Source organism: Streptomyces sp. NPDC005281 (assembly GCF_040607495.1).
Lineage (GTDB): Bacteria > Actinomycetota > Actinomycetes > Streptomycetales > Streptomycetaceae > Streptomyces.
Genome location: NZ_JBEXGX010000013.1, coordinates 128368 through 150994 on the forward strand (window position 1 = coordinate 128368; position 22627 = coordinate 150994).

The following is a 22627-nucleotide window of genomic DNA, read 5'->3' on the forward strand; positions in this document are numbered from 1 at the left end:
TGGCTTCGTCTCCCGGGTCGGGTTCCGGGGCGTTCCGCGCTTCGTCTCCGGGGCCGGGTTCGGGGTCGTTCCGTTCTTCGTCTCCCGGGTCGGGTTCGGGGCGTTCCGCTGATTTCGGGGACCTTCTTCCGTACCCCGTATTGACGCACGCGCGGCTCTCGGGGAATCTCCTGTGGGAGCGCTCCCGCAAGTCCCTCGTGACCATTGCGACCCCGGAGTCAACCCGTATGAGACGACGCACGCCCACCTGGCTCGCCGCTCTGTCCCTCGGACTGGCCGCCCTCTTCGCCGTACCGCCGGCGCACGCGGCCGAGGCCACCGGCCGCGGACCGTCCCTGTATGTCCCCGAGCCCAACCCCGCGGCGTATCGGCAGGCCTTGGGCCTCGCCCGGGCCGGCCGCCTCCATGACGCGGCGGCCGTCGTGGCGATGGTGAACACCCCGCAGGCCGTGTGGTTCGGCGACGAGACGCCCGCGGAGGTGGAGAAGAAGGTCCACGCGGTGGTGCGCGACGCCGGCCGCGACGGCGCGATTCCCGCGCTGGCGCTGTACGACATCCCCGGCCGGGACTGCTCCAACTACTCGGCGGGCGGGGCCGCGGACACGGCCCAGTACCAGGCGTGGATCGACGCCGTGGCGCGCGGGATCGGGCGCGGCGACGCGATCGTGATCCTCGAACCCGACGCCCTCGCCCTGCTGCCCTCCGACTGCGGCCAGGACGACGCGCAAGGCACGAAGACCGCCGCGCGGTACACCGAGGTCGACTACGCGGTCGACGCCCTGGAGCCGTTGGCCCGGACGCGGGTCTATCTCGACACGGGACACCCGGGCTGGCACGCGGTCAACGACATCGTGCCGCGCCTGATCAAGGGCGGGGTGTCCCGGGCCTCCGGCTTCTACACCAACGCCTCGAACTACAACACCGACGACGCCAACTCCTGGTACGGCAAGCTGATCTCGTCCTGTCTGGCCTACGCCGGCGGCGGCGGTGACGTCGCCGAGTGCCCCAACCAGTGGTGGCCGCGCGCCGACGCGCAGACCTGGCTCGACGCGCACGTGTCGACCCCGCCATCCCGGATGAAGCACTTCGTCACGGACTCCAGCCGCAACGGCCGGGGCACCTGGACCCCGCCGGCGGGCAAGTACACGGACGCGCAGGACTGGTGCAACCCGCCGGACCGGGGTCTCGGCGCCCGCCCCACGCTGCGCACCGGCGACCCGCTCCAGGACGCCCGGCTGTGGATCAAGACGCCCGGTGAGTCGGACGGGCTCTGCCTGCGCGGCACGGCGGGTCCCGAGGATTCCGAGCGCGGCACGGTCGACCCGAAGGCGGGGGACTGGTTCCCGCAACAGGCCCTGGAACTGGCCCGGTTGGCCGAACCGCCGCTTCTCCCGGGGCGCTGACCTGCCTACCGCTCCAGCAACCCGTCCACCGCCCGCCCGAACATCCACCTCGCCGACCACCCCAGCGGGCGGTCGGCGAGGCCGGGCAGGCCGCGCACGCTCAGATCCTCCCGCCAGACCACCCGTGAACCGCCGCCGGCCGCGTGGTGAACCTCGAACTCTGCCCAGCCCGTGACGAACGTGCCGCGCTTGACCAGCCGGCACGTTCCCGGTCCTCCGTCGCCCGGCGGGTGCCAGACGACGACCTCCATCGGGTCGTCGAACGCGAGCGGTCCGAGGCCCGACCGCGCCACGAACAACGTGCCCTCCCGAGTCGGCGCCGGGGTGCGCACGGTGACCCGGGTCAGCGGGACGACGTCCGCGTGCCGGGGCCAGTCGGTCAGGCGCCCCCAGCTCTCGGCGACGGAGTACCGGGACACGCGTTCGAGGACGAAGAGGACCACGTCATGATCGTAGGCGCCGGAAGGCCGCGGAAGCGGAATGGCTGACCCGCCGACCCGCCGACCCGCCGACCCGGCGACCCGGCGACCCGCCGACCCGCCGACCCGGCGACCCAGCGATTCAGTGACCCCGCGACCCGGCGTGCGGCGGTCGACGACCGGCCCGCCGGACCCGGCGTAGGGCGGTCGTCCCTCACGTCACGATCCGGCCGCGTCCTTCGCGTGCTTCCCCTCCTCCGGCCCTCGGCCCGGTCCGTGGCCGGGGCGGTGGACGCCCGCCGTGCGGCCGACCAGCAGGGCCATGGCCAGCAGCCGGCGCCAGTCCAGGGCGGGCTGGACCGAGGGGACGCCCGGACGCTTCTTCGGCACCCGTACGCGCAGCACGCCCGGTTCGACACGGCAGCGGACGGGTGTGGGCAGGAGCATGGCCTCGCCGTCGATGCCCACTTCCAGTTCGCCGCCGTCGGCGGTCACGACCACCTCGCGCGCGGTGAGGACCGACAGGCCGTGCGGCGCCGGGGAGAGCAACAGGGCGGCGGCCTCGACCGCGCTGTCCACCTTGACGCCGAGGACACCGAGCAGCCCCGAGTCCAGCCGCTCGCGCCTGCCCAGGCCCGCCGGATCGTTCGTGCGGTAGGGGTTGTTGCTCACCAGCACCGCCTGGGGCGCGTCGAGCGTCGTGCCGGCCGCGTGGGCGGTCAGCTCGGGCCCGCGCCGACGGGTGAGCAGATCCGGAAGGAGCTCCATGATCGTGCCGATCTTGTCGTCCCGGTAGGCGGGATCCTGGACGACCGCCGCGTACGCGCCGAACGAGGCGTTGTTGACGAACGGGTGCTCCCCGGCGAAGCCGAGGTCCACCCGCAGTTCGACCCCGTTCGTCAGCGCGTCGAGGCAGGTGGCGGGGTCGTCGCGGTCGAGGCCGAGGTCCAGGGCGAAGTGGTTCCGGGTGCCGGCCGAGACGACGAGGAAGGGCAGCCCGTGTTCGGCGGCGACGGCCGCGACGAGCGCCTGTGTCCCGTCCCCGCCCGCCACGCCCAGCAGATCCGCTCCGTCCGCCACCGCCCGCCGGGCCAGCTCGGTGACGTCCTGGTGCTGCTCCGGGTCGAGCAGCACGACACGGGCGCCGAGCCGTTCGGCCTTCGCCACGAGACCGAACCGCTCCACCTTGCCGCCGCCCGACCGGGGGTTCATGAGGATGAACGGCCGCCGCGGCGGCGGGGTGCGGTGCTCCTTCATCGGCCGGACACGGCCGCGCGCGCTGCGCAGGGCGTACCGGCCGCACCACACGGCGGTGATCCACAGCACGGGGGACAGCAGCAGGGTCCACAGCAGCGTGACCGCGAGGACCACGATGACGGCGAGGGGGAGGACGATCGCGAGCGCGCCCGCGATCCAGCGCACCGGGCCCCGCCGGGTCAGCGTCCACCACAGGGCCGCCGCCGCGACGGCCATGGTGGCGAGGGCGGCCAGCAGGAGCAGGAAGCCGCGTACGCCGCCGAAGACGAGGGGCAGTGCCACGGCGAGCGCCGCCGATACCAGCGCGGCCCTCGCCGCCCACCGTTCGCGGGCCGGCGGCCCCGTCTGCGCGCTCATCGCTCCTCCACCGGTCGGTCCGTCGAGCACCGACGCCCGCCGTGAGAGGGGCGCCGCCGTGCTGGTCACGCGAACCGGATGCCCGTACGGCGGGCGTCCATGTCCGACGCGCCAGGACAGCCTTTTTGTGACGGGACATCCCTTATGGGGTCACGCTGTCACGAGCGGGGCTCCGGCACCACGAGGCGGCCTGTGTCACGGCCCGATTCCTGCCCCGGCACCCCTCCGCCTCAGCCCGGTACCTGCCCCGGCCCCCTTCGGCTCAGCCCGATTCCTGCCCCGGTCCCCTCCGCCTCAGCCCGGTACCGCCTCCGCCTGGCCGCCCGAGGGTCAACCGGCCGGCCGGTTCACCGCCCTGCACCCCCACGCCTCACCGCCGAGACTCCGGCCGCCTCACCGCCAGGAGCCGGGCGGATTCACCGTCCGGAGTCGGGCCGACCGGCGGGATCCGCCCGCCGTGCCGAAGGGCCGGGGCGGGTGCGTGCCTCCGGCGGGATCAGCGCGCCGTGTCCGGCCCCGCACACGACCGCCGCGCGCACCGGCTCGCCGCAGTCAGCGTGCACGACCTCCAGCGGCGGCCCCTCGGGATCCGCGGTGTAGCGGTCGCCCCACTGCTTGAGGGCGATCATGACGGGCCACAGCTCCCAGCCCTTGCGGGTGAGCCGGTACTCGTGACGGGTACGGCTGCCGGGCTCGCTGTACGGCACGGAGTCCAGGATCCCGGCCGCGACCAGCTTCCGCAGCCGGTCCGCCAGCACGCTGTCGGAGAGCCCGACATGGCGCCGGAAGTCGTCGAAGCGCCGTACGCCGTTCATCGCGTCCCGCAGGACCAGCATCGACCACTTCTCGCCGATCAGGTCGAGCGTCCGCTGGACCGTGCAGTTCTCGGTACTCGTGTCGAGCCACGTCATGGGTGCCATCGTAGGCTGACTGTGAGATTGACAGCCAGGGGCCTGGCTGGCTAACTTCGAAAAACAGAGTCAGAAGTCGAGCAGGGAGAGTGGAAGAGTCATGGGCAGGTCTCGTACGTACGACTGGGAGGACCCGGCCGTCTCCGCGACCGCCGTCGCCCGGTACAGCGGCCTCGAATTCCTCCGTGAGATGCAGGCCGGACGGCTCCCCGCGCCGCCCATCTCCGCGACCGTCGGCATGACGCTCGACGAGGTCGAGCACGGCCGGGTGGTCTTCACGCTGGTGCCGGGGGAGGAGCACTACAACCCCATCGGAAGCGTCCACGGCGGCATCTACGCCACCCTGCTGGACTCCGCCGCGGGCTGCGCCGTGCAGTCCGTGCTGCCCCGGGGCACCGGGTACACCTCGCTCGACCTGAACGTGAAGTTCCTGCGGCCGGTCACCGTGGACACCGGCAGGATCCGCGCGGTCGGCACCGTCCTCAACAGCGGCCGCCGTACGGCTCTCGCGCAGGCGGAGCTCTTCGACGCCCGCGACCGGCTGCTCGCCCACACCACCAGCAGCTGCCTGCTGTTCTCCGTCTGAACCGGGCCGCGGGTTGCACCGGGCCGCGCGGCGGCCCCGGGGATAGCGTTGCGGCCCATGAGGATCAGCCTGCCGAGTCTGCCCCTGGACGCCGTGCCGCGCCTGATCGTCGCGCTGAGCTTCGGCGCCCTGGTCGGTCTGGCCGTCGGACTCTCCAACGATGTCTTCCTCGGCCTGTTGTCCGGGATCGCCGCGACCGAACTGTTCTTCGTCCTGGCCGGCTGGGTGGTGCTGTGGCCGATGACGGCCGTGGCCACCCGCGACAACGCGCGGCGTGAGGACTTCCGTCCCCTGACCGACGAACTCGTGGTGGTCGCGGTCGCCCTGTGCGGGCTGTGCGCCATCGTGCTGCTGCTCCTGCGCGGCGGCCGGTCCGACCACGGCCACGCGGCGGCGGTCACCGCCCTGTGCGGGGTGTTCCTGGCCTGGGCCGCCCTGCACCTGATGTACGCCACCCGCTACGCCTACGTGTACTACGACACGAACGGCGGCATCGACTTCAACACGGACGACCCGCCCGCGTACCGCGACTTCTTCTACTTCAGCTACAACCTCGGGATGACCTACCAGGTCTCCGACACGGGCGTGTCGGATTCGAGGATCCGCTCGATCGTGCTGCGGCACTGCCTCCTGTCGTACGTGTTCGGCACCAGCATTCTCGCCACGGCCATCAACGTCGTCGTCCGACTCGTGAGCGGCTGACGCTGCCGCGGACGCGAGCCGTTCTGGTGCGGTTTGCCCCGGCACGCAGCAGGATGGGGAGAGGAAACGACCGGTCCGTGCGTGACGGACACCTCCGCGCCCCACGAGGAGGCCGACCCTTGGCCGAGCCACAGGCTGTGCTCTCCCGACCGGCCACGGCCACCGTGTTCCTCGTGGTCTCCGTTTCGCCGGGGCACGAGGACACGGTCCGCGGTCTGCTGGAGGACGTTTCCGGACTGCGGCGCTCCGTCTCCTTCCGGGCGCCCGACGACGACCTCGGCTGTGTCGTCGGCATCGGATCGGCGGCCTGGGACCGGATGTTCAGCGGCCCCCGGCCCCAGGAACTGCACCCTTTCGTGGAGTTGGCGGGAAGGCGCCACCGCGCCCCGTCCACGCCGGGAGACCTCCTGTTCCACCTCCGGGCCCGCAGGAAGGACCTCTGCTTCGAACTCGCCCGGCTGATCATGGAACGGCTGGACGGCGCCGTCACGGTCGTCGACGAGGTCCATGGGTTCAAGTACTTCGACGACCGCGACCTGCTCGGCTTCGTCGACGGGAGCGAGAACCCCGAAGGCCCCGCGGCCGCCGACGCCGTGCTCATCGGCGACGAGGACCCCGCCTTCGCGGGCGGCAGCTACGTGATCGTCCAGAAGTATCTGCACGACCTGCGGACCTGGAACGCGCTGCCGTCGGACGAGCAGGAGCGGGTCATCGGGCGCACGAAGCTCGCCAACACCGAACTCCCCGACGACGTCAAACCGGCCGACTCCCACGTCGCCCTGAACACAGTCATCGACGAGGACGGCGACGAACGCAAGATCGTGCGCGAGAACATGCCCTTCGGCACCCTGGGCGCCGGCGAGTTCGGCACCTTCTTCATCGGCTACGCCCGCAGCCCCGAGGTGACCGAGCAGATGCTGCGCAACATGTTCCTCGGAGACGACCGGGCCTCGCACGACCGCATCCTCGACTTCTCGACCGCGATCACCGGATGCCTCTTCCACGTGCCGCCCGCTGGCTTCCTCGACGACCTCCCCGCAGCCCCCGGCGAGCGGGAGGCGGACGAGCCCGCGACGGACCCCGGCGCCGTGGCCGCCGACCGCCCGGCGGCGGACGGCTCACTGGGGATCGGCAGCCTCAAAGGAGTCCGAACATGACGACCGCACCCGACGCCACCACCGCCGGGACCGGCAACCTGCACCGCGAACTCGCACCCGTCACGCCCGCCGCGTGGAACGAGATCGAGGACGAGGCCCGCCGCACGTTCCGGCGCAATCTCGCCGGCCGCCGGGTCGTGGACGTCTCGGGCCCCGACGGCCCCGCGCTCGCCGCCGTGGGCACCGGCCATCTGTCCGGCATCGACGGGCCGTCACCCGGTGTCGCGGCCCGGCTGCGCCAGGTCCAGCCCCTGGTCGAACTGACCGTGCCGTTCCGGGTGAGCCGTGACGCCGTCGACGACGTGGACCGGGGCGCCAAGGACTCCGACTGGCAGCCGGTCAAGGACGCCGCCCGCACCATGGCGTTCGCCGAGGACCAGACCGTCTTCAACGGATACACGGCGGCCCGTGTCGACGGTCTCCGCGCCCGTACCTCCAATCCCGTGCTCCGTCTTCCCGCGGAGCCGCGCGACTTCCCCGACGCCGTCAGCCATGCCCTGAGGCACCCTGCGGCTGGCAGGTGTGCAGGGCCCGTACGCGCTGCTGCTGGGCGCGGAGGCGTACACGGCGGTCAGCGAGACCTCCGACCACGGCTATCCCGTCGCCGCCCACCTCGGCCGGCTGCTCGACGGCCGGCTGATCTGGGCGCCCGCCGTGGAGGGGGCCTTCCTGCTCACCACCCGGGGCGGTGACTACGAACTGCGCCTCGGCGAGGATCTCGCCATCGGCTACACGTCCCATGACGCCACCGGCATCGACCTGTACTTCCGCCAGACCCTGACGTTCCTCGTCCACACGGACGAGGCCGTGGTGGCACTCGACCCGTGGACCGAATCGAGCGGGGACTAGCTGGGACCGGTCGGGACCGGTCGGGACCGGTCGGGACCAACGGGGGACCGGTGCCGCAGCAGGCGGCAGGTCGGCGGACGGACAGGGGCACCGACGGCGGACGGACAGGGGCTGGAACGACGGACGGACAGGGGCTCGGACGGCGGACGGACAGGGACTCGGACGGTGGCACGGTCCGACCCGCCCGGTGCGCGGGCCTTCCCCGGGCAGGGCGGCGCTTCCGGCGGGTCCGTGTCCCGGGCCGTACCTGTTTTCCGGGCCGTCCCCGTTTTCCGGTGTCCGTCAACGCGCCCTTCCCTTCGGTGAGTTCCGTCTTCGCCGCGGGGAAATCGCAGGCCAGGGCCTTCGGGGCGCGGGAGCCCGCTCCGGTTGCGGAGCAATAGGCGCCGCGAAATGGTGGAAAGGACTCATCGCCGCACCGGGAGCTGTCCATGTCGATGTCGTCCTACGGTTTCGGCTCGTCCGACCCCTTCGGTGAACTGCTGAACCGCTTCTTCGGGATGTCACCCGCCTCCTCTCCGCCGGCGGTGCAGCGGGTGCCCATCGGCCGGCTGCTGACGGAGTCCTCGCAGGAACTGCTGAACCTGGCCGCGCGGCGGGCCCAGCAGGACGGGACGTCGGACCTCGACACGGAGCACCTCTTGTGGGCCGCCACGAAGGTGGAGCCCTCGCGCTCGCTGCTGGCCCGCGCGGAGCTGGACCCCGACGCCCTCGCCGCCCAGCTGGCCGAGGTCCTCCCCCGGGAGAGCAGCGAACCGTCCTCGGAGCCGGGCCTGACCCCGGCGGCCAAGCGGACCCTCGCCGCCGCGTACGCCCGCTCCCGGGCGGCCGGTGTGTCCTACATCGGTCCCGAGCACATCCTCGCCGCCCTGCTGGGCGACGCCGACACCGGCGCCGCCCGGCTCCTGCGCGCCGACGGGCAGGACGCGCAGAAGCTGGCGGGTCTCACGGAACGGACGGCCCGTCCCGAAAGCCGTTCCGCCGAGCCCGACAAGCCCGCCACGACCCTCGACGAGTTCGGGCGGGACCTGACGGAGGAGGCGAAGGCCGGCAGGCTCGACCCGGTCGTCGGACGTGCCGAGCAGATCGAGCAGACCATCGAGATCCTCTCGCGACGCTCCAAGAACAACCCCGTGCTCATCGGCGAGCCGGGTGTCGGCAAGACCGCGATCGTCGAAGGACTCGCGCAGCGCATCGTCTCCGGTGACGTCCCGGACACGCTCAAGGGCAAGCGTGTCGTCTCGCTCGATCTGTCCGGCATGGTGGCGGGCGCCCAGTACCGAGGACAGTTCGAGGAGCGGCTGAAGAAGGTCATCGAGGACGTCCAGGCGTCGGACGGAGAGATCGTCCTCTTCATCGACGAACTGCACACGGTCGTCGGCGCGGGCGCGACGGGCGAGGGCTCGATGGACGCGGGCAACATGCTCAAACCCGCTCTGGCCCGCGGAGAACTTCACGTCGTGGGTGCGACGACCATCGACGAGTACCGCAAGTACGTCGAGAAGGACGCCGCGCTCGAACGGCGCTTCCAGCCGGTGCTGGTCCCGGAGCCGACGGTCGAGGAGACCGTACAGATCCTGGAGGGTCTGCGGGACGCGTACGAGGCGCACCACCAGGTCCGCTTCGCCGACGGCGCCCTGGCCGCGGCGGCGGAACTGTCCGACCGCTACATCAGCGACCGGTTCCTGCCCGACAAGGCGATCGACGTGATGGACCAGGCGGGTGCCCGGGTACGCCTGCGCGGCGCGAGCCGCTCGACCGAGGTCGCCGAACGCGAGGACCGCATCGCGAAACTGCGCCGTGAACGCGATCAGGCCGTGGCCGCCGAGGACTTCGAGCGGGCGGGACAGCTGAAGGGACGCATCGCCGAGGCGGAGGGCGAGCTCGCGGGCATCGAGGAGCGGCGCGCCGGTGTCGTCTCGGTGACCGCCCGTGACATCGCGGACGTCGTCTCCCGGCGCACCGGCATCCCGGTGTCCCAACTCACCGCCGGCGAGAAGGAGAAGCTCCTGAAGCTGGAGGACGAGATGCACTCCCGGATCGTCGGCCAGGACGAGGCGGTCACCGCCGTCTCGCAGGCCGTACGCCGGAACAGGGCGGGCATGGGCGACCCGAACCGTCCCGTGGGTTCCTTCCTCTTCCTCGGCCCCACCGGTGTGGGAAAGACGGAGCTGGCCAAGACCCTCGCCGAGCAGCTGTTCGGCGACGAGAAGCGCATGATCCGCTTCGACATGAGCGAGTTCCAGGAGAAGCACACGGTCGCCCGTCTCGTCGGCGCGCCTCCCGGATACGTCGGGTACGACGAGGCGGGGCAGTTGACCGAGAAGGTCCGCCGGCAGCCGTACAGCGTCGTCCTGTTCGACGAGGTGGAGAAGGCGCACCCCGATGTCTTCAACACGCTGCTCCAGATCCTGGACGACGGCCGCCTGACGGACGGGCAGGGCCGCACGGTCGACTTCCGGCACTGCGTCGTGATCATGACCTCCAACATCGGCGCGCACCGGATCCTGGACCACAAGGGCGATGCGTCCGAGCTCAAGGACGTGTTGATGGAAGAGCTGCGGACCCGGTTCCTGCCCGAGTTCCTCAACCGCATCGACGACATCATCATCTTCCACGGACTGAAGGAGGACGATCTCGCGCAGATCGTCGAGCACCTCCTCGGCCGGAGCGAACGCCGGGTGCACGCGCAGGGCATGAGGCTGGAGGTGACCGGGGCGGCCAAGAAGCTGCTGCTCGCCCACGGTCATCAACCCGAGTTCGGCGCCCGCCCGTTGAGGCGCACGATCCAGAGGGAACTCGACAACGGCATCGCCGAGCTCCTGCTCGGCGGCGAGGCCGAACCGGGCGACACGATCGTCGCCGACGACCGGGACGGCTCGGTGCGGTGCACCGTGCGCAAGGGTGCTCCGGCCGGCAGTGCCCCCGCCGACAGCGCCTCGGGCGAGGACACTTCGGGCGAGGGCGCCTCGGGCCACGACGCGGAGGCGGTGCGGGCGGGCTGAGCGTCCGCCGACGACACACGTAACGAGTATCGGCGCACGACGAAGGACGGGACGGAGGACTCCTGACACCGAGGACCTGCCCGGGCGCGCGAGACGCCGGGTAGTCGTTTGAGGAGGCTGCGCATGACGCACCACAAGTCCAACCGGGCTGTCGAAGGCGATCCGGAGCACGCCCACAACAGGGGAATGCCCCTGCGGTGCGACGACGACGAACTCCAGGCACGTACGGTCCGCGAGCGGCGGGAAGCCGGTCTGGCCGTGGGGCCCATGGACGATCCCGAAGCCGCCTACCGGCGGGAACGCGTGGATATCGACCTGGAGGTGAGGTCCGGCCGGATCCCGACGGGCGACTTCACCCGGCGGACCCGAGCCCCCTACCCGCCCTCCAGCTACGGGGACTGAACTCACCCCGGGAAACGCCCCCGTGGGACTCCGGGGAGCGGAGAGGTCCTAGTGGCACAGGGAGACCACTACCGCGCTCCGGGGTCCTTCGGGTGCCTGGAAGCTCACGGTGTCTCCTGAGCGGCGGCCGAGGAGAGCGCGCCCGAGCGGGCTGTCGGCCGTGACGAGCGTCCGGTCCAGCACCGCGGCGCCCCCGCCGATCTGAACGGTGTCCGTCGTGCCGTCCTCGAACCTTGCTCCAGTGCCTGCCGGGCAGCCTCGCTGATCGGTGCCGGTTCGCTGGACATGCCTGCTCCTCGGTGTACGAGAGTTGAGTGTTGAGAGCCGAATCGGATCAGTATCGGCATATCTACGATCTTTCATACGTTGATGTGCCCTATCGCGGTGATATGTGATCTGTGGAATCGTGGAGGACCGGAGTGCGGGACGCCTCGTGCCGTCCCCCCAGTGAGGGAGGTCCCCATGTCCTCGAAGCGACGCCGGAAGAAGAAGGGCCGCCGCAAGCACGCCGCGAACCACGGACGACGACCCCAGTGCTAGCGCCGCGACAGCCAACGGCTCGGTGAGACTCTTGAACGCATCCCAGGACGGCCGGGACGGGCGGGAACCCCATGTGGGCCCCGACCCGCGGGGCGAACCCGAATTCCGCCCCTACCACCACCCGGCCGCCGGCTGGGGTGCGGCCAAGAGCGTGAGCCGGTTCCTGGTCCGCGAACGCGCCCTCGTGGACGGCCCGCGCGCGATCATGCGCATGAACCACGAGAACACGGGCTTCGACTGCCCGGGATGCGCCTGGCCGGACGACACCAAGGGCCTGCACCTGGACATCTGCGAGAACGGCATCAAGCACGTCACCTGGGAGATGACGGGCAAGCGGGTCGGCCGCGAGTTCTTCGCCGCGCACTCGGTGACCGAGCTGTCCGGCTGGAGCGACTACGACCTGGAGGACCAGGGCCGGCTGACCGAACCGATGGTCTACGACCGGGAGTCGGACCACTACGTGCCGATCAGCTGGCGCGACGCCTTCGAACTCGCCGGACGCACCCTGCGCGAACTCGACGATCCCGGCCGGGCCTCCTTCTACACCTCGGGCCGCCTGGGCAACGAGGCCACGTTCCTCTACCAGTTGCTGGCCCGCGAACTGGGCACCAACAACCTGCCCGACTGCTCGAACATGTGCCACGAGGCCAGCGGCCGGGGCCTGACGGCATCGCTCGGCACCGGCAAGGGGACCGCCGACCTCAAGGACTGGGAGACCACGGACGCCCTGTTCATCATGGGCGTCAACGCGGCCTCCAACGCGCCCAGAATGCTCACCGCACTGGCCGAGGCCTACCATCGCGGCGCTCAGATCGTGCACATCAACCCCCTGGTCGAGGCGGCCGCCACCCGGACCATCGTCCCCCACGACTTCACGGACATGGCCGTCCTGAAGTCCACCCGGACCAGCACCCTGAACCTCCAGCCGCGCATCGGCGGCGACATGGCGCTGATACGGGGGATGGCCAAGGCGATCCTGGAGCAGTCCAGAACCGATCCCAAGGCCCTGGACCAGGAGTTCATCGACCGTCATACGGCGTACTTCGACAAGTACCGCGCGGTGTGCGAGGCCACCTCCTGGGACGCGATCGAGCTCCAGTCCGGGATCGGCCGGGACGGCCTCCTCGAGGCGGCCCGGGTCTACCGCGACGCCGACCGCTCCATCTTCAGCTGGTGTCTCGGCGTCACCCAGCACGAACACGGCGTCGACACCGTGCGGGAGATCGTCAACCTCCTTCTGCTGCGCGGGAATCTGGGCCGCGAGGGCGCCGGTCCCTCGCCGGTGCGCGGCCACAGCAACGTCCAGGGAAACCGGACGTGCGGCATCGACCACCGGCCGGGCGAGGTGTTCCTCGACCGGCTCGCCGAGGTCTGCGGGATCGACCCGCCCCGCGAGCACGGCATGGACACCGTCGCCACCATCCGGGCCATGCACCGCGGCGATGTGAAGGTGTTCGTCGGCATGGGCGGCAACTTCGCCCTCGCCGCGCCCGACACCCCGTACACCTACGCGGCCCTGCGCAACTGCGATCTCACGGTCCAGGTGAGCACCAAGCTCAACCGCAGCCACCTCGTGCACGGCCGCCGGGCGCTCATCCTCCCGTGTCTGGGCCGGACCGAGAAGGACCATCAGCGCGGCGGCGTCCAGAGCACCTCGGTCGAGGACTCGATGAGCATGGTCCACTTGTCCGTCGGCATGAAGCGCCCCGCCTCGAAGCACCTGCTGTCCGAGCCCGCCGTCATCGCGGGCATCGCGCGCGCCGCCCTCCCGGACAGCGCCACCCCGTGGGAGTGGTACGTCGAGGACTACGACCGCATCCGCGACACGATGGCCCGGGTCCTCGACGGCTTCGAGGACTGCAACCGCCGCGTGCGCCTGCCGCTCGGGTTCCGTATCAAACAGCCCGCCCGTGAACTGGTCTTCCTCACTCCGTCGGGCCTCGCCGAGTTCTCCGCGGCCCCCCTGCCCGACGTGGTCCCCGCCCCCGGCACCCTGGCGCTCGGCACCATGCGTTCCCACGACCAGTGGAACACCACGATCTACTCGGACAACGACCGCTACCGGGGCATCAAGAACCTGCGCACGCTGGTCTTCATGAACGAGGACGACATGCGGGAGCGGGGCATCTGCGAGTTCACCCCGGTCGACATCGTCAGCACGGCCAAGGACGGCAGCCACCGCGGACTCGACGGCTATCTGGCCGTCCCGTACGACATCCCCCGCGGCTGCGCGGCCGGCTACATGCCGGAGATGAACGTCCTCTGCGCGATCGGCGACTACAGCCTCCAGAGCGACCAGCCGTTGATGAAACACCTCAACGTCACTGTCTCGCCGTCGAGTTGAGATTTCGCGAAGTGTTGACCCGCGGACCGGCCGCGGGCGGTGTCCCGCGACGGCTTCCTTGGTTAGGGTGACAAAGGCTCGCGCTCGGGCCAAGTCGGACACAACGGGGGTGTGTCAGTGGGGAGTTGGCGTCATGCGGAAGCCGCCGTGACACCCCCGGCGCTGCGCGCGTGGCTCGGGCTCGTCGCCGTCCTCGCCGCGCTGGTGGTTCTCGTGCTCGGGTTCCTGTACGCCGGTGACAGCACGCCCGGCCCATGGGACGCGCGCCTCGGGACGGAGGCGTACGGTGTGGGGCCGCCGTGGCGGAACGTCGCCCGGGCCCTGGACTTCCTGGGGGAGCCGGTGGGCTCGGTGACGCTGGTCGCGGCCCTCGTCACGGGATGCCTGCTTCTGCGGCGTGCTCGCGCGGCGGCGCTTCTCGTCGCCGGCCCCGCGGCGGCCGTGGGAACGGCGACCCTGCTCAAGTCCCTGGTGGGCCGCACCATCCACGGCCCGGACAACCTGTCCTACCCGAGCGGGCACACCGCCTTCGCCACCACGATCGCCCTCGTGGCGGCGCTGACGGCGGCCGGCCGCCCCGGCCTCGGCAGGACGGCGGGCCTGTCACTCGTGCTCGCCGCGGCGGCTCTCGCCGGGGCCGCCATGGGCTGGGCGGAGGTCGCCCTGGGCGCGCACTACCCGACCGACGCCCTCGGCGGCTGGTGCACCGCGCTGGCGGTGACACCGGCGACCGCGTGGCTGATCGACCGGACGGCCGACCGGCGGGTCGAACGACCGTCGGACCGGCCGTCGGACCGGACTGCCGAGCGAATGGCCGACGCGGGCCGCCGGGAACACCGCTGATGTCACGTCCTGTCAGGTCACGCCGAGCGGCGGAACACGGGCTTCACCGGCCGTCCGGCCATCCAGGGCGTGGGGTCGGCGGCGTCCAGTGCCTTGCGGTACACCGCGCAGGCCTGGGCCACCACATCGACGGTCTGATCGATGTCCGCCTCGTCGAGCGCGCTGCTCACCACGAACGAGGGGGCCAGTACCCCGCCCGCGAGAAGCCGGCGCAGGAACAGGGTGCGGTACTCCTGCGACGGCCGCCCGTTCTCGTCGAGAGTGGCGAAGACCAGGTTGCTGGCCCGGCCCCGGACGACGATGTGGTCGCCGACGCCCATGGTGGCCGCGGCGTCGCGCACACCGGCGGCCAGCCGCTCGCCGAGGGTGTGCAGCCGAGCCGTGACACCCTCCTCGACATAGGTGGTGAGCACGGCCATCGCGGCCGCCAGGGAGTGCGTCTCCGCACCGTGCGTGGTGGACAGCAGGAACACCCGGTCGCCGGAGTGACGCAGCCCGCCCAGCTCCATGAACTCGCGGCGCCCGGCCAGCGCGGAGACGGCGAACCCGTTGCCCAGCGCCTTGCCGAACGTGGAGAGGTCGGGCACGACGCCGTACAGGCCCTGGGCACCCGCTTCGGACCAGCGGAATCCGGTGATCATCTCGTCGAAGACCAGGACGCAGCCGTGCCGGTCCGCCAGCTCCCGCAGACCGGCGAGATAGCCGGGCGGCGGCTCGGTGTGGGTGGCGGGTTCGAGGATCAGACAGGCGATCTCGTCCGGGTACCGGGTGAGCAGCTCCTCGGTGGCGGCCAGGTCGCCGTAGGGGAACGTCACGGTCAGTTCGTTGGTCGCCGCCGGGATGCCGGCGGACATCGGCGTGGTGCCGATGAACCAGTCGTCGACGGAGAAGAACGGATGGTCGGCGCACAGGGCCACCCGAGGGCGCCCGGTGGCGGCGCGGGCGAGACGCACCGCGGCGGTGGTGGCGTCGGATCCGTTCTTGGCGAACTTCACCATGTCGGCGGTCGGCACCGTGGCCAGGAAGCGTTCCGCGGCCTCGACCTCCAGGATGGAGGGCCGGACGAAGTTGCTGCCGCGGTCCAGTTCCCGCCGTACCGCCTCGATCACGCGCGGGTGGGCGTGACCGAGGCTGACCGACCGCAGACCGGAGCCGTACTCGATGTAGCGGTTGCCGTCGACGTCCCACACGTGGGCACCGCTGCCGTGGCTGATGACCGGGGCCAGGTTGTCGGGGTACTGGTCGTCGCCCTTGGCGTACGTGTGCGCGCCACCGGGGATCATGGCGTGCAGTCGCTCGTTCGCCCTGCGCGAGCGGGGCAGTTTGAGCTCTTCGGTGTCCACGCGGACCTCAACTCTCTTCGTGCTTCAGGACTTCGGCGAGGCTCGGTGCCTCCCGGTCCCGTTGGGACATCGATGTGACCGGCAGCGGCCAGGGAACGGCGAGCTCCGGATCGTCGAAGGCGATCGTCACGTCCTCGGCCGGATCGTGCGGACGGTCGATCCGGTACGAGGTGTCGGCGGTTTCGGTCAGCGCCTGGAAGCCGTGCGCGCACCCCGCCGGGATGTACAGGGTCACCTGTGTCTCGCCGGACAGCTCGAAGGTGGCCACGTTGCGGTACGTGGGCGAGTCCGGCCGCAGGTCCACGACGACGTCGAAGATCCTGCCGTACGAGCAGCGCACGAGCTTGGCCTCGCCCGCGCCGGAGCGCAGGTGCAGGCCGCGCAGCACGCCCCCGGCCGAGCGGGAGAGGCTGTCCTGGATGAACGCGCCCGGGTCGAGGCCCACCGAGCGGACCACGTCGGTGTCGAAGGTGCGGCAGAAGAAGCCGCGCTCGTCGGCGTACGGCGTCGGCTCGAACAGGAACGCACCGGCGATCGCCGGGACCTCGGTCGCTTTCATGGAGTCTCCCGCGGGGCGTGGGCGTGGGCATGGTCGGCCGTCGGGAACAGGGCCGCTGTCAGGGCGGTGAACTGCCGGTCGAGGAGCCGGACGGCGTCCTGGTTCCGCTCGGTGAGGGTCAGCCGGACGTCCGCCGCGTTCCTCTCCAGCGTCCGGAACTGTTCGAGCAGCCGGTCGGTGTCGACCTCGCGAGCCGGGTGGCAGTACGCGGCGAGCCCCATCCGGGCCATGAGCGCGTCGCTCTTCGCCGCGTAGCTGAGCGCGATCGTCGGAGTGCCGGCCTTCAGCGCGCAGATGAGGTTGTGGTACCGGGTCGCCACCACGCTGTCGGCGGCCGCCATCTCCTTCATCACATCGGCCAGCGAGGCCGCCTCGGCCACGGTGACCAGCGGCGAGTCCACCGCGCCGAGGATCGCCTCGACCACCGAGGCGTCGACGTCGTCCCCGGTGACCAGCCGGACCTGCCTGCCGTCCTCGACCAGAGCGCGGACGAACCCGGTGGTCCCGTCGAGATAGCGCCGGTGGATCTCCTCGGCCCGGGCGCGGTCGTCGTCACTGCCGTGGAAGGCCATGACGCCGACGCAGACGCGGCCCGGCGGGTCCAAGGACGGGCTCGCCTGCGGTGCCGGCAGGGAGAACGCGACGTCCGGGTAGACCTCGTCGCGCGCGGTGTCCACGCCCATCGCCCTCATCGCGTCGCGGGACGGCGCGTCCCGGTACGACCGGTACGCGGCCAGCCGCCCGGACCAGCGCACCAGCGTCCGGGTCGCCCGATTGCCGATCGGGGCGGCGCCGACGCCGACCAGCGCGACCCGGGTGCCGAACAGCCGGCCGGCCGCGCAGAGCAGGAACAGCGAGTACGGGAAGCCCCACGGCCGCATCGGCAGCGTGGCCTCCAGGACACCCATGCCCGGGACGATCACCACGTCGTGCCCGCGCACCCAGGCAGCGGTACGGAAGACGTCGACGAGCTTGCCAAGCCCCTTTCCCACGACCGCGCCCGCGCGTGAGGCGGTCCGGTACTCCCCGCGGTACCAGTGCAGCCGCGTCGCGGGGATCCCGTACCGGGCCGTCACCGCCTCGGGGCCGCCGCACAGCGCGTCCACGGACACCTCCGGGTGCCTGTCCCGCAGATATCCGAGCACGGCCTCCAGCGACCCGTCGTTGCCGAGGTTGCCGGAGCCGAGCAGGCCGAACACCCCGGCGCGCACCTGAGTCCCGTTCGCGGGCGTCATGGCCGCCGCCCCTCACGGCCGGCGACCAGGGCGTCGACGGACACGGTGAGCAGGTCCGGGTCGACCGGGGCGCGGTCCTCGACCCGCTCGCCGGCGCCCGGCCGGACCCGGCTGGTCATCCACGCGGCCAGGTGGCGGTAGCACTCGCGCCGGTCGGCCGGGGACAGCGGCGCCCGCCGGATCGCCGAGACGAAGCCCCAGACGTACTCGGCGAGCAGCCGGGGCGTCGGGTGCAGCGCGCCCGCCCGGCGCGGGTCCAGGTTGACGCACCGGGAGCGCTTGCTCGGGTTCGCCCGCTCGGCGCGGGTCGGGTGGTCGCGGCGGAAGTACAGCAGTTCCGGCACCTGGTGGAAGGGCCCGTGCAGGGTGATCTCGGCGACGTAGGTGCGGTCCGCGTGGTGGTAGCTGTCCATCGCCTTCACCCGGCGCAGCCGCTCGGTCCGGAACACCCCGTAGAAGTCGTCGCCGCCGGGCTCGAACAGCAGACTGCGGAAGCGCTCCGGCGCGTGCGGCGAGTCGGTGGCGAGCACGTACTCGTACGGGACCTTCACCTGGCCGTCGCCGTCGATGACCGCCTGGCCGGAGTGGGCGAGGATCATCTCCGGCCGCTCGTCCAGCGCCTCCACACAGCGCCGCAGCAGGTCCCGGGCGTACAGGTCGTCGTGCGAGGCCCACTTGAACAGCTCGCCCCGCGACTCGGCGAGCACATGGTTGTGGTTCGGTGTGGCGCCGATGTTCCGGGGCAGCCGCAGATACCGGATGCGCGAGTCCTTCGCGGCGTACCGGCGGCAGATGTCCTCGGTCCCGTCGGTCGAGGCGTTGTCGGAGACGACCAGCTCGAAGTCCTCGTACGTCTGGCCGAGGAGGGCGTCGAGCGACTCGGCCAGATACTCCTCGCCGTTGTACACGGGCAGCCCGATGCTCAGCCGGGGATGGGCGGTCATGTCGTCCTCACTTCAAGGTTCGGGTCCAGGGGGTGTCTGATGGATCTCCGTGGGGAACGAGCGGCGTCCGGTGCGTGCTCTCGGCGTGCCGGACGGAAGCCCTCGTACTGGGTGTACTTGGGCTTTCGGCCGGGGCGGCGAGAGTACGTGCAGGGCGTCGCGACGCCGCGGAGATGCATCAGACACTCCCTCGGTGCTCGCGCAGGGCGGAGGTCAGCTGGAGCCACCAGACGGCCGAGCTGGTGAGGGTCGCGGCGGCGACGCCCCAGGACGAACCGACCGTGCCGGCCAGGGCCGCCCCGCCGAGCCCGCCGCCGGCGTAACAGACGGAGGCGAACATCTGGCAGCGCAGGCTGCGCCGGGCCGCGCCGAGCGCACGCAGTCCGGCCGCCGCGCCGGTGCCGAGGCTGGCGCCCGCGACGCCGAGCGTGGCCGGCACGATGAGCTGAGCGGCGGAGTGCCAGACGCCGCCGAGCACGAGCTCGCCGAGCCGGTCGGGCACCAGCAGCAGCGAGGCGCCCCAGAGCACCGCGGCGGCGGCCTGTCCGCCGCCGAGGAGGAGGCAGAACTTGCCGAGCCGCTGCGGGGCCCGCCGCAGCACCCGTGCCGCCTCCGCGACGGTGACCAGCGACAGGCCCATCAGCACGGCGAGGAACGGGCCGAGCAGCAGCTCGGCGCCCCGGACCGCGCCCACCGCGCCGACCCCGACGATCACGCCGAGCCCGTACGCGCGCAGCTGGTAGGCGCCGCTGAGGCCGACGTTCTCGACCAGGTACCGGTAGCCGAGGTCGCGCTGCTCGCGCATCCACCCGCGCGCCCCGCTCATCCGGGGCCGGATGCCGGACTGGAGGCAGCCGTACCCCGCGGCCACCGCGGCGGACCCGCCCCAGGCGCACACGAAGGCGGCCACGCTGCCCACATGGGCCGCCACCACCATGGCCGGGAGGAGGGCGACGCCCCACACGACGTCGTTGACGAACGCCTTCCGCCCCGCGCCCGCGGCGAAGAAGGAGTACCGCCAGGCGTCCTGGAGCAGCAGCGCCGGCAGCACGACGCCGAGGACGGCGAACGCCGGGCCGACGCTGCCGCCGATGCCCAGCCCGGCCACCAGGCAGACCGCGCCGAGGACGGTGCCGACGCCGAGCGCGGTACCCGTCGAGCGGGTCACCGCCCCGCGCCAGGACGCCTCGGGCACGGCGCTGAAGCGCACCACGAGCGGGTCGGTGGCCAGCCCGCGCGAGACGTTGAGCACGACGCCGTAGGTCACCCAGGCCAGGCTGAACACACCGAAGGCGGTCGGCCCCAGCGAGCGGGCCACATAGATCCCCACCACGAAGTTGGACATGCTGGAGGCCGCCTGGTCGGCCAGTCCCCAGGACAGCCGGCCCACCATGGCCCGCTTGGCGGTGCCCCCGGCGGCACCGGCCGGTGCCGCCGGTGCCGCTGTCTTCTCCCCCTCGACGGTCATCGGCTTCAGGCCTTGATCAGTTCGGCGTCGCGCAGTGCGCCGGCCGCGACGGCGACGGTGTCGAACGGCAGCCCCGAACGCTCGGCGACGTCCAGCAGCGTGTGCTCGCCGTCGGAGAGGCTGAGCACCCAGAGCATGGCCATCTGGGCCTCCTTGGCGTCGCTTCGGCCGCCGAGGGAGTCGTACAACCCGCGCCGGCCCAGCTGTGGTTCGCCGTGGGGGCTGAGGTTGACGTACCGCCGGTTGCGGTCCAGGACGCCGAACGCCTCGCGGCACAGGGCGAGCGTGTCCGCCATCGCCTCGGGGGAGACGAAGTCCAGGTTGTCCGCCGAGGTGTGGTACTCGGGATAGCCCGCGTACGGGGTCCGGCTGAGCGAGCCCACGCCGAGATCGAACCCGGGGGAGCAGTACTGCCGCTCGTCATAGCCGTACGGAGTGAACTCCTTGACCTGGTGCGGGCGTTCGGAGGCGGCCAGTACATGCCGCAGCACCCGGTCGATCTCCGCGTCGCCGCGCCTGCTCTGCTTGTACGTCAGTTGGCCCGGGTCGCCCGCGCAGGCCAGCACCAGCCCGTGCTTGACCTGTTCCACCCGCTCCCGGTTGCGGGCCAGCCAGGTGATCGCCCCGACGGTGCCGGGCGCGAAGATGAACCGGTAGGTGTAGTACGGCGTCTGTTCGGCCAGCGCCCGCGCCAGGAACGTGGCCACCGCGATGCCGGCCAGGTTGTCGTTGGCCAGCGACGGGTGGCAGGTGTGGCAGGAGACGATCACCTCGTCGGCCACCTGACCGGGCACCACGTGCTCGGCGTAGGTGAGGTGGCCGTCGGCGAGGGTGGAGTCGATCCGCACCTCGTACTCGCCGTCCGGCATGGCGTCCAGCGTCTCCTGGGCCAGGCAGAACCCCCATTCCGGCTTGTAGTAACTGGTGCGGTACGGCACCCAGGACGGGTGGTCCGGCAGGGTGTGCAGGTGTCCGCGCAGCTCGGCCAGCGGCATGGTCGCCGACACAGGGACGCTGTAGCCGAGGACATGCAGGCTGGACGCGGCGAAGTCGACGACCCGCCGGCCGGAGGGGTCGGCGATGTACGCGTCCCTGATGTTCCACTCCTGCGGCACCGTCCAGTCGAGCACCTGGGTGCCGGTCGGCACCTCGTGCACCTGGAGCGGGACGTACTCGCCGACGATGTCCAGGGTGGCCCGCACCCCGTCGCCGGTGATGCTCCGGCACAGCGGATACATCCGCCGCACCAGCGCGTGCATCTCCTCGCCCGGCTCGCTCATCGGCGCCACCGCAGGGTGCCGTCGACGGTGCCGGCGTCGGACGCCGCGCGCAGCACGGCCAGCCGGGTGAAGCGCTGCTCGAAGTTCTCCCGGGTCAGGCCGTGCTTGCGGTAGGCGTCGGCGAGTTCGAGGGCGCCCTGCTTGACCGTCCACTCGCAGTCGAAGCCGGGGATCGCCGCGCGGAACCGGGAGAAGTCCACCCGGTACGACCGGGGGTCGGCGCCGTTCTCCCCGGTGATCACCACCTTCGCGCCGGACACCGCCTCGGCGACCTGGTCGGCGATCTCGGCGACGGTGACGTTGTTGGTCTCGCTGCCGATGTTGAACGCCCGGTCGTGCACCGCTTCCCGCGGAGCGGTCAGCGCGGCGGTGAAGGCCCGCGCGATGTCGGCTGCGTGCACCAGCGGGCGCCAGGGCGTGCCGTCGGAGAGGACGAGGACCTCGCCGGACAGCAGCGCGTGGCCCACCAGGTTGTTCAGCACGATGTCGGCGCGCAGCCGGGGCGAGAAGCCGAAGGCGGTGGCGTTGCGCATGTACACCGGGCTGAAGTCGCCGTCGGCGAGCTCGTGCAGGTCGTCCTCCACCCGCACCTTGGACTCCGCGTACGGCGTCACCGGGCGCAGCGGCGCCTCCTCGGCCACCAGTTCGTCGCCGCCGGCGGCGCCGTAGACCGAGCACGTCGACGCGTAGAGGAAGCGCCGTACCCCGGCCTCGCGGGCCAGCCGGGCCAGCGTCACGGAAGCGTGGTGGTTGATGTCGTAGGTGAGCTCCGGCGCCAGCGATCCCAGCGGGTCGTTGGACAGCGCGGCCAGGTGGATCACCGCGTCCACCCCGGCCACGTGCTCGGCGGTGACGTCACGCAGGTCGACCCGGGGCCCCGGCGGGTCGGCGGGCGTCGGGCCGAGCACGCAGTCGGCGAACAGGCCGGAGTCGAGACCGACGACCTCGTGCCCGGCGGCCGCGAGGACCGGGGCCATGACGGTGCCCAGATAGCCCTGGTGTCCGGTCAGCAGTACGCGCAAG

19 protein-coding genes and 1 pseudogene are annotated in these 22627 nt (G+C 71.8%); 9 read left to right on the forward strand and 11 right to left on the reverse strand.

What is annotated here, in order from left to right; translation table 11 throughout:
* Positions 1–227: 227 nt before the first annotated feature.
* Positions 228–1403, forward strand: a complete 1176-nt coding sequence (locus ABZV42_RS19860) for a glycoside hydrolase family 6 protein (protein ID WP_356052942.1) — start codon at positions 228–230, stop codon at positions 1401–1403.
* 5 nt (positions 1404–1408) lie between these two features.
* Here the strand turns inward: ABZV42_RS19860 and ABZV42_RS19865 are convergent, their stop codons facing one another.
* The 3 genes from ABZV42_RS19865 to ABZV42_RS19875 form a co-directional block, all read right to left on the reverse strand.
* Complete coding sequence (locus tag ABZV42_RS19865) at positions 1409–1846, reverse strand: SRPBCC family protein (RefSeq protein WP_355979164.1); 438 nt, start codon at positions 1844–1846, stop codon at positions 1409–1411.
* Between the two features lie 195 nt (positions 1847–2041).
* Positions 2042–3436: a diacylglycerol kinase family protein gene (locus ABZV42_RS19870; RefSeq protein WP_355979161.1), complete on the reverse strand. Its 1395-nt coding sequence runs from the start codon at positions 3434–3436 to the stop codon at positions 2042–2044.
* 416 nt (positions 3437–3852) lie between these two features.
* On the reverse strand, positions 3853–4347 hold the full coding sequence (locus ABZV42_RS19875) for a helix-turn-helix domain-containing protein (protein ID WP_355979158.1): 495 nt from the start codon (positions 4345–4347) through the stop codon (positions 3853–3855).
* Between the two features lie 100 nt (positions 4348–4447).
* Here ABZV42_RS19875 and ABZV42_RS19880 point away from each other — a divergent pair, with 100 nt between their 5' ends.
* The 6 genes and pseudogenes from ABZV42_RS19880 to ABZV42_RS19905 all read left to right on the forward strand — a co-directional run bounded on the left by ABZV42_RS19880 (position 4448) and on the right by ABZV42_RS19905 (position 11048).
* On the forward strand, positions 4448–4933 hold the full coding sequence (locus ABZV42_RS19880; protein ID WP_355979156.1) for a PaaI family thioesterase: 486 nt from the start codon (positions 4448–4450) through the stop codon (positions 4931–4933).
* A gap of 57 nt (positions 4934–4990) precedes the next feature.
* Positions 4991–5635, forward strand: coding sequence for a DUF1345 domain-containing protein (locus ABZV42_RS19885; RefSeq protein WP_355979153.1), 645 nt, complete (start codon positions 4991–4993; stop codon positions 5633–5635).
* 119 nt (positions 5636–5754) lie between these two features.
* Complete coding sequence (locus ABZV42_RS19890; RefSeq protein ID WP_355979150.1) at positions 5755–6792, forward strand: Dyp-type peroxidase; 1038 nt, start codon at positions 5755–5757, stop codon at positions 6790–6792.
* A pseudogene (locus tag ABZV42_RS19895) lies at positions 6789–7641 on the forward strand (family 1 encapsulin nanocompartment shell protein). The gene ABZV42_RS19890 and the pseudogene ABZV42_RS19895 overlap by 4 nt, the downstream one beginning before the upstream one ends.
* 431 nt (positions 7642–8072) lie before the next feature.
* Positions 8073–10646: an ATP-dependent Clp protease ATP-binding subunit gene (locus ABZV42_RS19900; RefSeq protein ID WP_355979144.1), complete on the forward strand. Its 2574-nt coding sequence runs from the start codon at positions 8073–8075 to the stop codon at positions 10644–10646.
* 123 nt (positions 10647–10769) lie between these two features.
* Positions 10770–11048, forward strand: coding sequence for a hypothetical protein (locus tag ABZV42_RS19905; protein WP_355979143.1), 279 nt, complete (start codon positions 10770–10772; stop codon positions 11046–11048).
* A gap of 48 nt (positions 11049–11096) precedes the next feature.
* Here the strand turns inward: ABZV42_RS19905 and ABZV42_RS19910 are convergent, their stop codons facing one another.
* Complete coding sequence (locus tag ABZV42_RS19910) at positions 11097–11411, reverse strand: GreA/GreB family elongation factor (protein WP_356052944.1); 315 nt, start codon at positions 11409–11411, stop codon at positions 11097–11099.
* A 208-nt stretch (positions 11412–11619) separates the two neighbouring features.
* Between ABZV42_RS19910 and ABZV42_RS19915 the strand changes: the two genes are divergently transcribed.
* The gene (locus tag ABZV42_RS19915) at positions 11620–13932 is read left to right on the forward strand and encodes an FdhF/YdeP family oxidoreductase (protein ID WP_356052946.1); all 2313 of its coding nucleotides are present in this window, start codon (positions 11620–11622) and stop codon (positions 13930–13932) included.
* Positions 13933–14079: 147 nt separating this feature from the next.
* Positions 14080–14775 (forward strand): phosphatase PAP2 family protein, encoded by a 696-nt coding sequence (locus ABZV42_RS19920; protein ID WP_355979135.1) that lies wholly within the window; start codon positions 14080–14082, stop codon positions 14773–14775.
* A gap of 17 nt (positions 14776–14792) precedes the next feature.
* Here ABZV42_RS19920 and ABZV42_RS19925 read toward each other — a convergent pair whose 3' ends face one another.
* From ABZV42_RS19925 to ABZV42_RS19955, 7 genes are all read right to left on the reverse strand, one after another.
* The gene (locus ABZV42_RS19925) at positions 14793–16118 is read right to left on the reverse strand and encodes a glutamate-1-semialdehyde 2,1-aminomutase (protein WP_355979132.1); all 1326 of its coding nucleotides are present in this window, start codon (positions 16116–16118) and stop codon (positions 14793–14795) included.
* A 7-nt stretch (positions 16119–16125) separates the two neighbouring features.
* Positions 16126–16677, reverse strand: coding sequence for a dTDP-4-dehydrorhamnose 3,5-epimerase (gene rfbC / locus ABZV42_RS19930; protein ID WP_355979129.1), 552 nt, complete (start codon positions 16675–16677; stop codon positions 16126–16128).
* Entirely contained in the window at positions 16674–17912 is a 1239-nt protein-coding gene (locus ABZV42_RS19935) for a polysaccharide pyruvyl transferase family protein (protein WP_356052947.1), read from the reverse strand. The genes rfbC and ABZV42_RS19935 overlap by 4 nt, the downstream gene beginning before the upstream one ends.
* Complete coding sequence (locus ABZV42_RS19940; protein ID WP_355979124.1) at positions 17909–18856, reverse strand: glycosyltransferase family 2 protein; 948 nt, start codon at positions 18854–18856, stop codon at positions 17909–17911. The genes ABZV42_RS19935 and ABZV42_RS19940 overlap by 4 nt, the downstream gene beginning before the upstream one ends.
* Positions 18857–19034: 178 nt before the next feature.
* A complete protein-coding gene (locus ABZV42_RS19945) occupies positions 19035–20324 on the reverse strand; it encodes a hypothetical protein (RefSeq protein ID WP_356052949.1) in 1290 nt (429 codons plus the stop codon).
* A 5-nt stretch (positions 20325–20329) separates the two neighbouring features.
* A complete protein-coding gene (locus ABZV42_RS19950) occupies positions 20330–21613 on the reverse strand; it encodes a DUF4910 domain-containing protein (RefSeq protein ID WP_356052951.1) in 1284 nt (427 codons plus the stop codon).
* Entirely contained in the window at positions 21601–22626 is a 1026-nt protein-coding gene (locus tag ABZV42_RS19955; RefSeq protein WP_356052953.1) for an SDR family oxidoreductase, read from the reverse strand. Before ABZV42_RS19955 ends, ABZV42_RS19950 begins: the two co-directional genes overlap by 13 nt.
* Between the last annotated feature and the right edge of the window lies 1 nt (position 22627).

Excerpts from the sequence above, each read along its gene's own strand:
- ABZV42_RS19935 (WP_356052947.1), bottom strand. The coding sequence starts at position 17,912 with ATGACGCCCGCGAACGGGACTCAGGTGCGCGCCGGGGTGTTCGGCCTG.
- ABZV42_RS19885 (WP_355979153.1), top strand. The coding sequence starts at position 4,991 with ATGAGGATCAGCCTGCCGAGTCTGCCCCTGGACGCCGTGCCGCGCCTG.
- ABZV42_RS19910 (WP_356052944.1), bottom strand. The coding sequence starts at position 11,411 with ATGAAAGATCGTAGATATGCCGATACTGATCCGATTCGGCTCTCAACA.
- ABZV42_RS19875 (WP_355979158.1), bottom strand. The coding sequence starts at position 4,347 with ATGACGTGGCTCGACACGAGTACCGAGAACTGCACGGTCCAGCGGACG.
- ABZV42_RS19880 (WP_355979156.1), top strand. The coding sequence starts at position 4,448 with ATGGGCAGGTCTCGTACGTACGACTGGGAGGACCCGGCCGTCTCCGCG.
- ABZV42_RS19870 (WP_355979161.1), bottom strand. The coding sequence starts at position 3,436 with ATGAGCGCGCAGACGGGGCCGCCGGCCCGCGAACGGTGGGCGGCGAGG.
- ABZV42_RS19900 (WP_355979144.1), top strand. The coding sequence starts at position 8,073 with ATGTCGATGTCGTCCTACGGTTTCGGCTCGTCCGACCCCTTCGGTGAA.
- rfbC (WP_355979129.1), bottom strand. The coding sequence starts at position 16,677 with ATGAAAGCGACCGAGGTCCCGGCGATCGCCGGTGCGTTCCTGTTCGAG.
- ABZV42_RS19940 (WP_355979124.1), bottom strand. The coding sequence starts at position 18,856 with ATGACCGCCCATCCCCGGCTGAGCATCGGGCTGCCCGTGTACAACGGC.
- ABZV42_RS19945 (WP_356052949.1), bottom strand. The coding sequence starts at position 20,324 with ATGACCGTCGAGGGGGAGAAGACAGCGGCACCGGCGGCACCGGCCGGT.
- ABZV42_RS19905 (WP_355979143.1), top strand. The coding sequence starts at position 10,770 with ATGACGCACCACAAGTCCAACCGGGCTGTCGAAGGCGATCCGGAGCAC.
- ABZV42_RS19860 (WP_356052942.1), top strand. The coding sequence starts at position 228 with ATGAGACGACGCACGCCCACCTGGCTCGCCGCTCTGTCCCTCGGACTG.